Below are 12753 nucleotides of genomic sequence, written 5' to 3'. Positions count from 1 at the left end.
ATAGGAGGGATGCGGGAGGCGCACAATGTCATCGAAGCTCGTGCTCCTGCGGAAGCAGGAGCCTGGGGGATACCGTGGGCCAAGGCTCCTGCCTTCGCAGGAGCACGACAACCGGCTAAAGCCGCACCGCCACCGACCGCGCATGGGCCGGCAACCCCTCCGCCTCCGCCAGCGCGACCGCCGCCGGGCCGATCGCGGCGATCGATTCGGCCGTGCAGCCGAGGAAGCTTGTCCGCTTCATGAAATCGAGCACCGACAGGCCGGAGGAGAAGCGGGCGCGGCGGCCGGTGGGCAGGACGTGATTCGGCCCGCCGACATAATCGCCGACAGCCTCGGGTGTGTGGCGGCCGAGGAAGATCGAACCGGCATGGCAGACGGCGCGGAACAGCGGGTCGGGATCGGCGATCGCAAGTTCGAGATGTTCGGGCGCGAGGCGGTCGATCAGCGGCGCGGCGTCGATCAGCGTCTCGACAAGGATGATCGCGCCGTTGGTCCGCCAGCTCTCGCTCGCGACCTTGCCGGTGGCGAGGTCTGCCAACTGTCGGTCCACAGCCGCCGCGACCGCATCGGCGAAGGCGTTATCGTCGGTGAACAGGATCGACTGGCTGGTCGGGTCATGCTCGGCCTGGCTGAGCAGGTCGGCGGCGATCCACTCGGGATCGTTGTCGGCGTCGGCGACCACCACGATCTCGCTCGGCCCGGCGACCATATCGATGCCGACCGTGCCGTAAAGCTGGCGCTTCGCCTCCGCGACCCAGGCATTGCCGGGACCGACCACCACGTCCACCGGCCGGATCGTCGCCGTGCCGTAGGCGAGTGCGCCAACGGCCTGCGCGCCACCGATCGCGAAGACCTCATCGACGCCGGCCAGTTCGGCGGCGGCGAGAACCAGCGGGTTGACCTCGCCACCCGGTGTCGGCGTGACCATCGTCAGCCGCTGGACCCCGGCCACCTTGGCAGGCAGCGCGTTCATCAGCACCGAGGAGGGATAGGACGCCCGACCGCCGGGCACATAGAGCCCCGCCGCCTCGACCGCCGTCCAACGCGCGCCCATGCGGACGCCGGCGGCGTCGGTCTCGTCGCGATCGGGAGGCTTCTGCGCGGCGTGATAGTCGCTGATTCGCCGGGCGGCGAGTTCAAGAGCCGCGCGCAGCTTCGGATCGAGATCGGCCAGTGCCGCCTGGCAGCGCGCCTTGGGAATGCGCCATCCGGTCCGGTCGAGATCGTGGCCGTCGAAGCGCTGGGTATATACAGCGACCGCCACGTCCCCCCGCCTGCGGACATCGGCGAGGATGGCGGCGACATCGCGCGAAACATCCTCATCGGCGTCGCGGCGGGCGTTCACCAGAGCGGCGAAGGCACCGGCGAAGGCGACGCTTGTGGCGTCGAGCCTAAGCGGCACGCGCCGCTCCGACCGCTTCCCGGAAGCCCTCGACCAGCGGCACGATCTCCGCCGCGCGCGTCTTGAACGCGGCGCGGTTGACGATGAGGCGGCTGGAAACCTCGGCGATCACCTCGACCTCGACCAGACCATTCTCCTTCAAGGTCTTACCGGAGGAGACAAGGTCCACGATGCGGCTCGACAGGCCGAGCGACGGAGCCAATTCCATCGCGCCGTTCAACTTGACGCATTCGGCCTGCACGCCCCGCGCCTCAAAATGACGGCGGGTGACGTTCGGATATTTGGTGGCGACGCGGACATGGCTCCAGGTCGAGGGATCGTCTCCTTCGGCCATAGCGGCCGGCTCGGCGATCGACAGGCGGCAATGGCCGATCCCCAAGTCGACGGGTGCATAGAGCTCCGAATAGTCGAACTCCATCAGCACGTCCGAGCCGACGATGCCGAGCTGCGCCGCGCCATGCGCCACGAAGGTCGCGACGTCGAAGGCGCGCACGCGGATGATCGACACGTCCGGCCGATTGGTGCCGAATTTGAGTGCGCGGCTGTTCTCGTCCCCGAACGCCGCCTCCGGTTCGATCCCGACGCGGGCCAGCATGGGCAGCGCCTCCGACAGGATGCGGCCCTTGGGGATGGCGATGATCAGCGGCTCGGCCATGACGCGCCTCCTATAGAGGCACAGACGGGCGGGGCAACGGCATCAGGCGGCGTCGAGTTCCGGATAGTACCGGAAGATGCCGTTGGAGAAGGCCTGCCGCCGGTCGCTTTCGAGATAGCGCCGGAGTGTCGGGATCTCGCGCACGGCGTCGCAGGTCTCCAGCACCTTCGGGCAGTCGCGGATGACCTGCTGGGTGCGCTTCGGGAAAGCGAAGCGAAGTCCCTCGATCAGCTGGAACAGAGAAAGGTCCGCATAGCTCCAGCGGTCTCCCCCGGCGAGCCACCGACCCCGCGCAGCGAGGATGCGCTCGAACCAGCGCAGGAATTTCGGAATGCGTTCATCGCGGAAGGCGCGGGCGGCTTTGGCGGCCTCCTCCTTCTGGTCCTCGTAATAGGCGCTCATGTCGATCGGGTGATGGGTGCCGTGCACCTCCTCCACCATGTCGGCGATGGTCAGCTGGACCTGATGCGCCCAGAGCCGTCCTGCCGTGTCAGCGGGAGCGAGGCCGTGCCTGTCGCCGAGGAAGAGGAGGATCGCCGCTACCTGCGCAATGACCATGCCGTCGGCGACCAGATAGGGCGGCGCGAAGGGCGGCGATCCCGGATGGTCGTCCATGTCGCGGATGAGGCGCTTCATGCCATCCTCTACGCCCGCCTCCATCGCACGATCGCGATACGGGATCTCTCCCGCCTCCAGCGCCAGGCGGATGAACTCGCCGCGGCCGGGGATGCCCGGCCAGTACCAGAGGTCGTAGGTCATCGGTCGTCCTCGTCAGGGCTCCTCGCCCGAATGGCCAGGGCATGGACCCGTTCTGCCAACAGGTCTGCGAGCGCCGCGTTGACCAGCCGCTGCCGTGCCACGCGCGACTGCCCGGCGAAGGCGGCGGCGACCACCTCTACCGTGAAGTGGCTTTCACCGCGCGCGTCATGGCCGGCATGGCCGCGATGCCTCTCGCTGTCGTCGGTCACGACGAGGCGTTCGGGGGACAGGGCGGCCGTCAGCCGGGCGTGGATTTCGGCCGCGACGGGGCCTTGGGATGCGCTCATCATCCTCCCTATATAGCGGCGATGTCGTCCGAGTCCGCAGCGCAGAAACCCCGCACCCGCTTTCACGGCCGTGTGGATCGGGAGGGGCAGGGCTGCGCCATACCCGGTTGCTGCGAGGCGGGCGAGTTCCGTTCGCCCGATCCTGCCGGACGTCGCCCCGGCTTCGACGGTCCCGGCAACTGGCGCTGGCTGTGCCTGGATCATGTCCGCGAGTTCAACTCCGGCTACAACTACTTCTCGGGCATGAGCACCGAGGAAATCGAGGCGGAGCAGCGTCCCTTCGCCGGTTGGGAACGGGAGACGCGGGCCTTCTCATCCAACGCGTCATCAGGCCCGCGCTGGGCCGACTTCACCGATCCGCTGGACGCGATCGCCGCGCGATTCGGCCGGATGAAGGAGGAGGCAGCAGGACGCGCCGACGGACGGCCGCTGTCCGGCGCGGACCGCAAGGCGCTCGGGGTGCTGGGGCTGGAGATCGATGCCGACCGGCGGGCGCTCCGCTCCCGCTATGCCGAGCTGGTGCGGCGTTTTCACCCCGATCGCAACGGCGGCGACCGCAGCCAGGAGGCGCGGCTGCAGGACGTGATCGCCGCCTATACGCAGCTGAAATCCGCGCCCGCCTTCGCTTAGAGGGTTGTTTTTGCGCGGCCGTTCGTGTCGAGCGGGGACCGATCAGAGGAATCCGTGATGGCCGACCTTTCCAACGTCCAGCCCGACAGCCGCAGCACCACCATGCTCGATGCGCCCGACAAGATGGTCCAGGTGCGCGAGACCTTCGGCATCGACAGCGACATCGAGGTGCCGGCTTTCAGCGAGGCGGACGAGCGGGTGCCCGATCTCGACCCGACCTATGTGTTCGATCCGGACACGACCCTCGCGATCCTCGCCGGCTTCGCCCACAACCGTCGCGTGATGATCCAGGGTTATCACGGCACCGGCAAGTCTTCGCATATCGAGCAGGTGGCGGCGCGGCTCAACTGGCCCTGCATCCGCATCAACCTCGACGCGCATATCAGCCGCATCGACCTGATCGGCCGCGACGCGATCGTGCTGAAGGATGGGCAGCAGGTTACCGAGTTCAAGGAAGGCCTTCTCCCCTGGGCGCTGCAGACGCCGACCGCGCTCGTCTTCGACGAATACGACGCGGGGCGGCCGGACGTGATGTTCGTGATCCAGCGTGTGCTCGAAACCGAGGGCAAGCTGACCCTGCTCGACCAGAACCGCGTCATCCGCCCGAGCCCGTGGTTCCGCCTGTTCGCCACCGCCAACACCATCGGCCTCGGCGACACCAGCGGCCTCTATCACGGTACGCAGCAGATCAATCAGGGCCAGATGGACCGCTGGAACATCGTGGTCACGCTGAACTACCTGCCCGCCGCAACCGAGGCCCGGATCGTGCTCGCCAAGTCGGGCGAATACGACAAGCCGGAGGGCAAGAAGACCGTCGACGACATGGTCAAGGTGGCCCAGCTGACTCGCCAAGGCTTCGTCAACGGCGACATCTCGACGGTGATGAGCCCGCGCACGGTGATCAGCTGGGCGCAGAACGCGCTGATCTTCAAGGATGTCGGCTTCGCCTTCCGTCTCTCCTTCCTCAACAAGTGCGACGAGGCGGAGCGCGCGCTGGTCGCCGAATATTACCAGCGCGTGTTCGGCAAGGACCTGCCGGAAAGCGTCGCGAGCAAGAAGGCGAAGTAGCGTGGCGACGCAGCTGGCCTCCCGCTTCCTGCCGATCGGCGGGGGCGTGAACTTCCGCGACTTCGGCGGCTATCCGACCGAGGATGGCGGGACGGTACGGCAGGGCATGCTGTTCCGGTCGGGCAGCATGGCCTTCCTCGACGAGGATGCCAAGCGAACGCTGCGCGACCTCGGCATAGTCAGCATCTGCGACCTGCGCCGGACCGACGAGCGGGCGCATGAGCCAACGGCATGGCATGAGCCGGAGGCGACCGATTATTGGAGCCGCGACCATGCGCATGAGGCCGGTGCGCTCGGAAAGGCGATTCACCACGCGGATATCGACGCGGAGAGCATCCGTCAGGGCATGATCGGCGAGTACCGGCAGATCCCGGTTGACCAGGCGCCGGCCTATCGCGAGATCGTCGAGCGGCTGGCGGCCGGGCGCGTGCCGCTCCTCCTCAACTGCGCGGCGGGCAAGGATCGGACGGGGATCGCCGTGGCCACCGTGCTCGGTCTCCTCGGCGTCCCGCGCGAAATCATCATGGAAGACTATCTGCTGACCGGACAGGCCGACCTGTCGATGCTGCTGAAGAAGGCGGGCGGCATGATCCGGCGGCTGATCGACCGCGCGCCGGATGCCGTACCGGCACTGATCGCGGCTGACCCCGCATATCTGCAGTCCTTCTTCGCCTGGGCCGATCAGGAGCATGGCGGGATCGAAGGCTATGCCGGCTGGATCGGTGTCGCCCCCGATACGATCGCCGCGATGCGCGAGCGGCTGATCTCGTATAGCTGAGCCGCCCATCCCGGCTTGCCTGAATGTGCCGCCCGGCCCATGTGCTTGGCATGGCCGACCGTCAGACCCTCGACGCCCTCAAGGCCGCGCTCGCCGGGGCGACGCGCGCGATCTCCGGTGAATCGGAACTCGACCTCGTCTTCACATCCGACGCGCCGTCAATGTCGATGGGCACGGTGCGGGTGCCGATGCCCGGACGCAACCTGCCGCCCGAACAGATCGCCGAGGCGCGCGGCTTTGCCGACGGCTTCGCGCTCCGGCTGAAGCATCACAACACCAAGCTCCACGCGCGCCACGCCCCCGCCGATGCCAATGCCCGCGCGGTTTACGATGCGGTGGAGCAGGCACGCGTCGAGGCGATCGGCAGCCGGGCGATGGCGGGTGTCCGGGCCAACCTCGCCTTGGCGCTCGACCAGCGGATCAAGGCCGACCCGCTCGCCCGCGCCCGTAATCAGGGCGAGGTGCCTCTCGCCACAGCCCTCGGCCTCATCGTTCGCGAGCGGCTGACCGGCGAGACCCCGCCCGAGGCTGCCGAAGCTGGCTTGGCGATGATCCGCGACTGGGTGGAGGACAAGGCCGGGTCGGATCTCGACTCGCTGGCACTCGCCATCGACGACCAGCGCGCGTTCCAGCAGCTGACCAATCGCGTCCTTGAGGACCTCGAACTTATCGAGGCGGAGCTGCCGCCCGAGCAGGAGCCCGAGCCGCAGGACGAGAACGAGGACGAGGCCGACGACAAGGACGGCGGCGAGGATCAGGACGAGAGCGAGTCCGAAGACGGCATGGGCCAGGGCGAGCAGACCGAGATGCGCGCCGAGCAGGAGACCGAGGAAGAGGACGGCGAAGGCGACGACGGGGAGACCGAGACCGTCGACGAGCAGGACGGTGCCGAGGGCGAGGGTCAGGAAGATACCGGTGCCGCGCCGCAGCGCCCGAACCGGCCGCTGTCCGACGTGCCGTCCGGGTTCGACTATCACGCCTTCACCAGCAAGTTCGACGAAGTGATCGCGGCGACGGACCTCTGTGACGAGGAGGAACTGACCCGCCTCCGCCAGTATCTCGACCAGCAGCTCGTCCACCTTCAGGGCGCGGTCACCAAGCTTGCCAACCGCCTGCAGCGCCGCCTGATGGCGCAGCAGACGCGCAGCTGGGACTTCGACCAGGAGGAGGGGCTGCTCGATGCCGCCCGCCTTGCCCGCGTGGTCATCAACCCCACCCATTCGCTCAGCTACAAAAGCGAGCGGGAGGCGGATTTCCGCGACACTGTCGTCACCCTCCTGATCGACAATTCAGGGTCAATGCGCGGGCGGCCGATCTCGATCGCGGCGATATGCGGCGACATCCTCGCCCGCACGCTGGAACGCTGCGGCGTGAAGGTCGAGATCCTCGGCTTCACTACCCGCGCCTGGAAGGGCGGGGCGGCGCGTGAGGCATGGCTGACCGCCGGCCGCCCGCCCCAGCCCGGCCGCCTCAACGACCTGCGCCACATCGTCTACAAGGGGGCGGACGAACCCTGGCGGCGCGCGCGCAAGAACCTCGGCCTGATGATGCGCGAAGGGCTGCTGAAGGAGAATATCGACGGGGAGGCGCTGCTCTGGGCGCACCAGCGCCTGATCGCCCGGCCCGAGGATCGGCGCATTCTGATGGTCATCTCCGACGGCGCACCGGTGGACGACTCGACGCTGTCGGTGAACTCGGGTGCCTATCTCGAACGGCACCTCCGCCAGGTGATCGGCTGGATCGAGGGCAAGTCGCCGGTCGAGCTGATCGCGATCGGCATCGGCCATGACGTGACGCGGTACTACGCGCGGGCGGTGACGATCATGGATGCGGAGCAGCTTGGCGGGACGATGGTCGAACAGCTGGCGGCGTTGTTCGAGGAAGAGGGGCGGTAGAACCCACCGTCACCCCAGCGAAGGCTGGGGTCGCTTAAGGGTCAGGCGATGCCAGCCTTCGCTGGCATGACGGCCTGTTACTCGGTGTCGCTCGAAGCTTCAGTCTCGCCTTCACCCTCAGCTTCCGGGCCGCTCCGATAATACGGCTCCACCGCACCCTTCAGCTTCAACAGCATCGGCTGGCCCTTTCGGTCGAGGCTGCGGCCAGCTGCCACCTTGATCCAGCCTTCCGGGACCGAATACTCCTCGACATTCGTCTTCTCGACACCGTTGAAGCGGATGCCGATGCCGCGGCCGAGCGCGTCGGAATCGAAATGCTCGCTGCGCGGGTTGATCGAGAGGCGGTCAGGGGGCGTGTCGCTCATGGCCGGGGCGATAGCTGCCCGGGGCTTCGCTGCCAACCGTCATGATGACGTCATGTTGCTGACCGCAGTTGGGGCATCGACAAGCGCGCCGAACGGAAGCAATCTTCCTTTCCGTTCCAGCATGCAGGAGACGATCATGGCCAGCGATCCCACCGGAGCCTTCCAGCGCGCGGGCGATGCCATCAAGAAGGCGTCGAGCGAGGCGACCGAGAACAGCCACCAGATCAGCCTGAAGCTGCTGGAGCAGGCGGAAAACAACACCCGCGCCGTCTTCGCCACCATGCGGGAGATGGCCAAGGTATCGAACCCGGCCGAGGCGATGAAGCTGCAGGCGGAGTTCGTGAAGGAACAGGGCCAGCGCGCCATGGAGCACGCCAAGGAGATCGGGGACCTCCTGACGGGCTTCGGTCGCAAGGCGATGTCAGGCCTGACCGACAAGGACAATCAGGCCTGAACTCAAAAGGGGCGAGGCATCGCGCCTCGCCCTTCTCATCCGATCGGGATCAGTGCGCCGCGTTCGAGATCGCGTGACCGGCATCCTGCATCGCATTGCCGGTCCACTTGGCGGCGTCGCTCGCCGCGTTCTCAATCTTGTCGCCCGCCTTGTCGAGGCCGTCACGGGTGTCCGCCGCCGTGTTGGACGCTGCCGTCGAGGCATTGGTGCTGGCGGCATCGACGTCGTTGACCGCTTCGTCGGTGGTCGCCTCGATATCGTTCGCCGCGTTGTCGGCGGCCGCCTCGGCGGCGTTCTCGGTATGCTGGCTGCACGCGGCGAGGCCGAGGGTGCCGGCGAGGGCAACCGAAAGAACCAGGGACTTCTTCATGATCCTGCTCCGTAATGATCGGGCAGGCAAATGCGCGAACGGCCAAGCCGTTCCCCCGGATGCGATCAGTTGCTGGGCGGCTGGTCCGATGCAGGCGGCGTTTCGACCGGCGTCGGCTGGTCCGGGGAGACGGTCGGCGCGGCCATGTTGCCACCCTCGTCGATGTCCTGCAGCGCCGCGTCGAGATCGGCATCGCCGGTGCCGCCCGCCGGGGAAGGGGCGCCATCCTCCTGGTTCAGGATCGCGGCACGCCGGCGCTGCAGAAAGGCCGAGCGCGCGGTGGCGTAGGAGTCCGCGCTCGCATCGAGGAAGCTGTCCGCGCCCGAATCGACCAGCTGCGACCGCGTGTCGATCACCTCGGTGACGCTCAGCGCCGTCGGCACGCCCTTCGGCAGATCGCATTCGCGCTGGCAGACACGGTACGGATCGGCGGCGAAGGCCACGCCCATGCCGACCCCGTCGCGCAAGGTGGAAGGACCGAGCAGCGGAAGCACCAGATATGGGCCACCGTTCACGCCCCAGGCGGCGAGGGTCTGACCGAAATCCTCCGGTGCCTTCTTCACGCCCATCTTGCTGGCAGGATCGGCCAGACCCGCGATGCCGACGGTCGAGTTGATGACGAAGCGGCCGAGATTGTCGAGCGCGCGCTTCGGCTTGCCCTGCAGCAGGTTGTTGATGAACGACCAGGGCTCGCCAAGGTTTGAGAAGAAGTTGCTGACGCCGCGCCGCGCCGGCTTCGGCGCCACCGCCCGGTAGACCTGCGTCACCGGCTTCAACACGACCTTGTCGACGCCACGATTGACGCCCCACATCGCGCGGTTGAACCCCTCCAGCGGATCACGCTCTGCCAGCCGGTCCTGACCGACGTTCGTGGTCGTGCAGCCGCCAAGGAGGACGAGCGCCAGAAGAGCCGGAGAAGCGCGCATCGTACGGGAATCCTTCATCTAAGAACGCGATTTGCCGCGCTGCCATAGGCCCCCGAAGCGGACAAGTCGATTGACCGGATATAAGGATATCTTTATATCCCGAACACCGATGAACGACGTGCTCGACATCTTCCGGACGCTCGCCGATCCCACCCGCCTGCGCATCCTCGCGCTGCTCAGGCAGATGGAGCTGTCTGTCGGCGAACTCGCACAGGTGCTCGGGCAGAGCCAGCCGCGTGTGTCGCGCCATATCAAGATCCTTGCCGACGCCCGGCTGATCGACCGCCGCAAGGAAGGGAGCTGGGTGTTTCTTGCGCTGGGCGATCCGGCGCGGCTCGACCCGATCTTCGCCGCCATCGACGCGTGGAGCGTCGATCAGGGCGACCACTGGGGCCTCGCCGATGTCGCTCGCCTCGCTGCGGTGCGGGCCGATCGCGCCGCCGCTGCCGAGCGTTATTTCGAGAGCCAGGCCGCGAATTGGGACGCGGTCCGCTCGCTGCATGTGCCGGAGGCGGAGGTCGAGGCGGCGATGGCCCGTGCGCTTGGTCAGCGCCCGCTCGGGCGGCTGGTGGACATCGGCACCGGCACCGGCCGGATGCTGGAGCTGTTCGGCGCGCGCGCGCAATCCGCCCTCGGCGTCGATCGCAGCCCGGAGATGCTTCGCCTCGCCCGCGCCAAGCTGGCGGATCGCGGCGTCGATCTGCGTCAAGGCGACATGTACGCACTGCCCCTCGACAGCGGCTCCGCCGACACCGTGATTCTCCACCAGGTGCTCCACTACGCGCAGCAGCCGGCCCTTGCGATCGCCGAGGCCGCGCGCCTCCTCGCCCCCTCCGGCGTGTTCTGCATCGTCGACTTTGCCGCGCATGATCATGAGGAACTGCGCAGCCGCGACGCCCACGCCCGGCTCGGCTTCGACGACGACCAGATCGCACGCTGGTTCGCCGCCGCCGGGCTGGATGGCGGCGCGGTGGACAGCCTGCCGGGCGATGTGCTCACCGTGAAACTCTGGCTCGGCCGCCGTCCGGCCGCCATCAAGGACCTCGCCGCATGACCTTCACCCTGAATCAGCTTGAGGAGGCGCGGCGCGCGCTCGACACGCCGCTCTTCGCCGATCTGGCCGGCGACGCCTCGATCTCCTTCGAGTTCTTCCCGCCCAAGACGGAGAAGATGGAGGAGACGCTCTGGTCCGCGATCCAGACGCTCGCCCCGCTCGGGCCGCGCTTCGTCTCCGTCACTTACGGCGCGGGTGGATCGACGCGCGAGCGGACCCATGCCACCGTCGCGCGTATCGTTCGGGAAACCGGCATTCCCGCCGCCGCGCACCTGACCTGCGTCGATGCCAGCCGCGCCGAAATCGACGAGATCGCCCGCGAATATTGGGCCGCGGGCGTCCGCCACATCGTCGCGCTGCGCGGCGATCCTCCGCGTGAGGGTGAGGCCTTCACCGCCCATCCCGAGGGTTATGCCAATGCCGCCGATCTGGTCGCTGGGCTGAAGCGGATCGCGCCCTTCGACATCTCGGTCGCAGCCTATCCGGAATGCCATCCGGACAAGAAGGATCTAGTCGCCGATCTCGACGCGCTGCGCGCCAAGAAGGACGCGGGTGCGGCGCGCGCGATCACCCAGTTCTTCTTCTCGCCCGAGGCCTTCTTCCGCTACCGCGATCAGGTCGCGGCGGCGGGGATCGATATCGAGATCGTGCCCGGCATCCTGCCCGTCTCCAACGTCGCCCAGACGAGGCGGTTCGCCGCGATGTGCAACGCCGCGATCCCCGCCTGGATGGACCGCCTGTTCGAGGGGCTGGACGACCACCCCGCCGCGCGCCAGCTGGTCGCGGCCACCCTCGCCGCCGAACTCTGCCGCCGCCTCTACGCGGGCGGGGTGCGGCACTTCCACTTCTACACGCTCAACCGCGCCGAATTGTCTTTCGCGATCTGCCACCTGCTGGGTGTGCGGGCAGGTGCGGCCATCAAGGAGATTGCGGCATGACCACCGCCGCAGACCGCTTCCGCGCCGAAGCCGCCAAGCGCATCCTGATTACCGACGGGGCCTTCGGCACCGAGATCCAGAATTGGAAGCTGGACGAGGCCGCCTATGCCGGCACCCTCGGCCTCAGCCACGACCAAAAGGGCAATAACGACATCCTCGCGCTCACCATGCCCGAGGTGCCGGCCTCCATCCACCGCGCCTATTTCGAGGCGGGGGCGGATATCGCCGAGACCAACACCTTCTCCGCCAACCGCATCAGCCAGGCCGATTACGGGGCGGAGCATCTGGTCCGCGAGATCAATGTCGAGAGCGCGAAGCTCGCCCGGTCGATCGCCGACGAGTTCGAGGCAAAGGATGGCCGGCCCCGCTTCGTCGCGGGCGCGCTCGGGCCGACCAACAAGACCCTCTCCCTGTCGCCGGACGTCAATGATCCGGGCTTCCGCGAGATCGATTTCGACACGCTGAAGGACGTCTATCGCGAGCAGATCGATGCGCTTGTTGAGGGTGGCGTCGACTTCATCCTGATCGAGACGGTGTTCGACACGCTGAACGCCAAGGCCGGCGTCATGGCTGCGATCGAGGCGGGCGAGGCGCTCGGCCGCGAGCTGCCGATCATGCTGTCAATGACGCTGACCGACCTTTCCGGCCGCAACCTCTCCGGCCACACGGTCGAGGCGTTCTGGCATGCGATCCGCCATGCCAAGCCGCTGACCATCGGCCTCAACTGCTCCTTCGGCGCGGAGCAATTGCGGCCGCATGTGAAGACGCTGAGCGGCATCTGCGATTCGCTGATCATGGTCTATCCGAACGCGGGTCTGCCGAACGAACTCGGCGCCTATGATGAGCTGCCGGAGACCACTGCGGGCCTCGTCAAGGAATGGGCCGATGCGGGGCAGGTCAACGTGCTCGGCGGCTGCTGCGGCTCGACCCCCGCCCACATCGCGGCGATCGCCGAGGCAGTGAAGGGCCTCCCCGCACGGCCCGTGCCGGTGCCGGAGGTGCGGACGCGGCTCGCCGGGCTGGAGCCTTTCACGATGGCGGCGTAGTTACGATCCTTCCCGGAACGGGGAGTGGGACCGCCGGCGCAGCCGGTGGTGGAGGGGGCTTTCAGCGAGCGAGACCCCTGCGGCGACCCCCCTCCACCATGCTGCGCATGGTCCCCCTCCCCGTTC

Annotated in this window: 15 protein-coding genes; 8 read left to right on the top strand and 7 right to left on the bottom strand. The window is 67.7% G+C overall.

The genetic code is table 11. The annotated features are described in order from the left end of the window. Positions 1-115 precede the first annotated feature (115 nt). The 4 genes from hisD to ACM608_RS17190 are packed head-to-tail and all read right to left on the bottom strand — an operon-like array spanning position 116 to position 3106. On the bottom strand, positions 116-1402 hold the full coding sequence (gene hisD / locus ACM608_RS17205) for a histidinol dehydrogenase (protein WP_419684890.1): 1287 nt from the start codon (positions 1400-1402) through the stop codon (positions 116-118). Next, entirely contained in the window at positions 1392-2057 is a 666-nt protein-coding gene (hisG, locus tag ACM608_RS17200) for an ATP phosphoribosyltransferase (protein ID WP_419684888.1), read from the bottom strand. Before hisG ends, hisD begins: the two co-directional genes overlap by 11 nt. A 42-nt stretch (positions 2058-2099) precedes the next feature. Next, the gene (locus ACM608_RS17195; protein ID WP_419684887.1) at positions 2100-2816 is read right to left on the bottom strand and encodes a glutathione S-transferase; all 717 of its coding nucleotides are present in this window, start codon (positions 2814-2816) and stop codon (positions 2100-2102) included. Beyond that, positions 2813-3106, bottom strand: coding sequence for a BolA family protein (locus tag ACM608_RS17190; protein ID WP_419684885.1), 294 nt, complete (start codon positions 3104-3106; stop codon positions 2813-2815). The genes ACM608_RS17195 and ACM608_RS17190 overlap by 4 nt, the downstream gene beginning before the upstream one ends. 18 nt (positions 3107-3124) lie before the next feature. On the opposite strand from ACM608_RS17190, the gene ACM608_RS17185 reads away from it, so the two are divergent. Genes ACM608_RS17185 through cobT form a run of 4 tightly spaced genes read left to right on the top strand, consistent with a single transcriptional unit; the run spans position 3125 to position 7474 of the window. After that, positions 3125-3733 carry a J domain-containing protein gene (locus ACM608_RS17185; RefSeq protein WP_419684884.1) on the top strand — a complete coding sequence of 203 codons (609 nt, stop codon included), beginning with the start codon at positions 3125-3127 and terminating at the stop codon, positions 3731-3733. Between the two features lie 57 nt (positions 3734-3790). After that, entirely contained in the window at positions 3791-4801 is a 1011-nt protein-coding gene (gene cobS / locus ACM608_RS17180; RefSeq protein WP_419684882.1) for a cobaltochelatase subunit CobS, read from the top strand. 1 nt (position 4802) lies between these two features. Beyond that, entirely contained in the window at positions 4803-5579 is a 777-nt protein-coding gene (locus ACM608_RS17175) for a tyrosine-protein phosphatase (RefSeq protein WP_419684879.1), read from the top strand. Positions 5580-5629: 50 nt separating this feature from the next. After that, positions 5630-7474 (top strand): cobaltochelatase subunit CobT, encoded by a 1845-nt coding sequence (gene cobT, locus ACM608_RS17170; protein ID WP_419684877.1) that lies wholly within the window; start codon positions 5630-5632, stop codon positions 7472-7474. Positions 7475-7551: 77 nt separating this feature from the next. Here the strand turns inward: cobT and ACM608_RS17165 are convergent, their stop codons facing one another. Beyond that, positions 7552-7839 carry a DUF3297 family protein gene (locus ACM608_RS17165; RefSeq protein WP_419684875.1) on the bottom strand — a complete coding sequence of 96 codons (288 nt, stop codon included), beginning with the start codon at positions 7837-7839 and terminating at the stop codon, positions 7552-7554. A gap of 136 nt (positions 7840-7975) precedes the next feature. Here ACM608_RS17165 and ACM608_RS17160 point away from each other — a divergent pair, with 136 nt between their 5' ends. After that, a complete protein-coding gene (locus tag ACM608_RS17160; RefSeq protein WP_419684873.1) occupies positions 7976-8293 on the top strand; it encodes a phasin family protein in 318 nt (105 codons plus the stop codon). Between the two features lie 49 nt (positions 8294-8342). On the opposite strand, the gene ACM608_RS17155 is transcribed toward ACM608_RS17160, so the two are convergent. Both ACM608_RS17155 and ACM608_RS17150 read right to left on the bottom strand, forming a co-directional pair. Then, entirely contained in the window at positions 8343-8663 is a 321-nt protein-coding gene (locus ACM608_RS17155; RefSeq protein WP_419684870.1) for a hypothetical protein, read from the bottom strand. Positions 8664-8728: 65 nt separating this feature from the next. Then, the gene (locus ACM608_RS17150) at positions 8729-9589 is read right to left on the bottom strand and encodes a VacJ family lipoprotein (RefSeq protein ID WP_419684869.1); all 861 of its coding nucleotides are present in this window, start codon (positions 9587-9589) and stop codon (positions 8729-8731) included. A 109-nt stretch (positions 9590-9698) separates the two neighbouring features. Here ACM608_RS17150 and ACM608_RS17145 point away from each other — a divergent pair, with 109 nt between their 5' ends. From ACM608_RS17145 to ACM608_RS17135, 3 genes are read left to right on the top strand one after another with little or no spacing between them, the layout of a single operon-like run. Beyond that, the gene (locus ACM608_RS17145; protein WP_419684867.1) at positions 9699-10643 is read left to right on the top strand and encodes an ArsR/SmtB family transcription factor; all 945 of its coding nucleotides are present in this window, start codon (positions 9699-9701) and stop codon (positions 10641-10643) included. Next, positions 10640-11581 (top strand): methylenetetrahydrofolate reductase, encoded by a 942-nt coding sequence (gene metF, locus ACM608_RS17140; protein WP_419684866.1) that lies wholly within the window; start codon positions 10640-10642, stop codon positions 11579-11581. Before ACM608_RS17145 ends, metF begins: the two co-directional genes overlap by 4 nt. Next, positions 11578-12627, top strand: a complete 1050-nt coding sequence (locus ACM608_RS17135) for a homocysteine S-methyltransferase family protein (protein WP_419684864.1) — start codon at positions 11578-11580, stop codon at positions 12625-12627. Before metF ends, ACM608_RS17135 begins: the two co-directional genes overlap by 4 nt. Positions 12628-12753 lie beyond the last annotated feature (126 nt).

The organism is Sphingomonas sp. ID0503 (assembly GCF_048565625.1).
Taxonomy (GTDB): Bacteria; Pseudomonadota; Alphaproteobacteria; order Sphingomonadales; family Sphingomonadaceae; genus JBLZUR01.
Note: the sequence above shows the minus strand (reverse complement) of the source record. Positions and strands in the feature narration are given on the sequence as shown.

What these genes read in the sequence shown, in the direction of transcription:
- hisG (WP_419684888.1), bottom strand. Translation starts at nt 2,057, where the DNA reads ATGGCCGAGCCGCTGATCATCGCCATCCCCAAGGGCCGCATCCTGTCG.
- ACM608_RS17195 (WP_419684887.1), bottom strand. Translation starts at nt 2,816, where the DNA reads ATGACCTACGACCTCTGGTACTGGCCGGGCATCCCCGGCCGCGGCGAG.
- ACM608_RS17190 (WP_419684885.1), bottom strand. Translation starts at nt 3,106, where the DNA reads ATGATGAGCGCATCCCAAGGCCCCGTCGCGGCCGAAATCCACGCCCGG.
- ACM608_RS17185 (WP_419684884.1), top strand. Translation starts at nt 3,125, where the DNA reads ATGTCGTCCGAGTCCGCAGCGCAGAAACCCCGCACCCGCTTTCACGGC.
- cobS (WP_419684882.1), top strand. Translation starts at nt 3,791, where the DNA reads ATGGCCGACCTTTCCAACGTCCAGCCCGACAGCCGCAGCACCACCATG.
- cobT (WP_419684877.1), top strand. Translation starts at nt 5,630, where the DNA reads ATGGCCGACCGTCAGACCCTCGACGCCCTCAAGGCCGCGCTCGCCGGG.
- ACM608_RS17165 (WP_419684875.1), bottom strand. Translation starts at nt 7,839, where the DNA reads ATGAGCGACACGCCCCCTGACCGCCTCTCGATCAACCCGCGCAGCGAG.
- ACM608_RS17160 (WP_419684873.1), top strand. Translation starts at nt 7,976, where the DNA reads ATGGCCAGCGATCCCACCGGAGCCTTCCAGCGCGCGGGCGATGCCATC.
- ACM608_RS17155 (WP_419684870.1), bottom strand. Translation starts at nt 8,663, where the DNA reads ATGAAGAAGTCCCTGGTTCTTTCGGTTGCCCTCGCCGGCACCCTCGGC.
- ACM608_RS17150 (WP_419684869.1), bottom strand. Translation starts at nt 9,589, where the DNA reads ATGCGCGCTTCTCCGGCTCTTCTGGCGCTCGTCCTCCTTGGCGGCTGC.
- ACM608_RS17145 (WP_419684867.1), top strand. Translation starts at nt 9,699, where the DNA reads ATGAACGACGTGCTCGACATCTTCCGGACGCTCGCCGATCCCACCCGC.
- metF (WP_419684866.1), top strand. Translation starts at nt 10,640, where the DNA reads ATGACCTTCACCCTGAATCAGCTTGAGGAGGCGCGGCGCGCGCTCGAC.
- ACM608_RS17135 (WP_419684864.1), top strand. Translation starts at nt 11,578, where the DNA reads ATGACCACCGCCGCAGACCGCTTCCGCGCCGAAGCCGCCAAGCGCATC.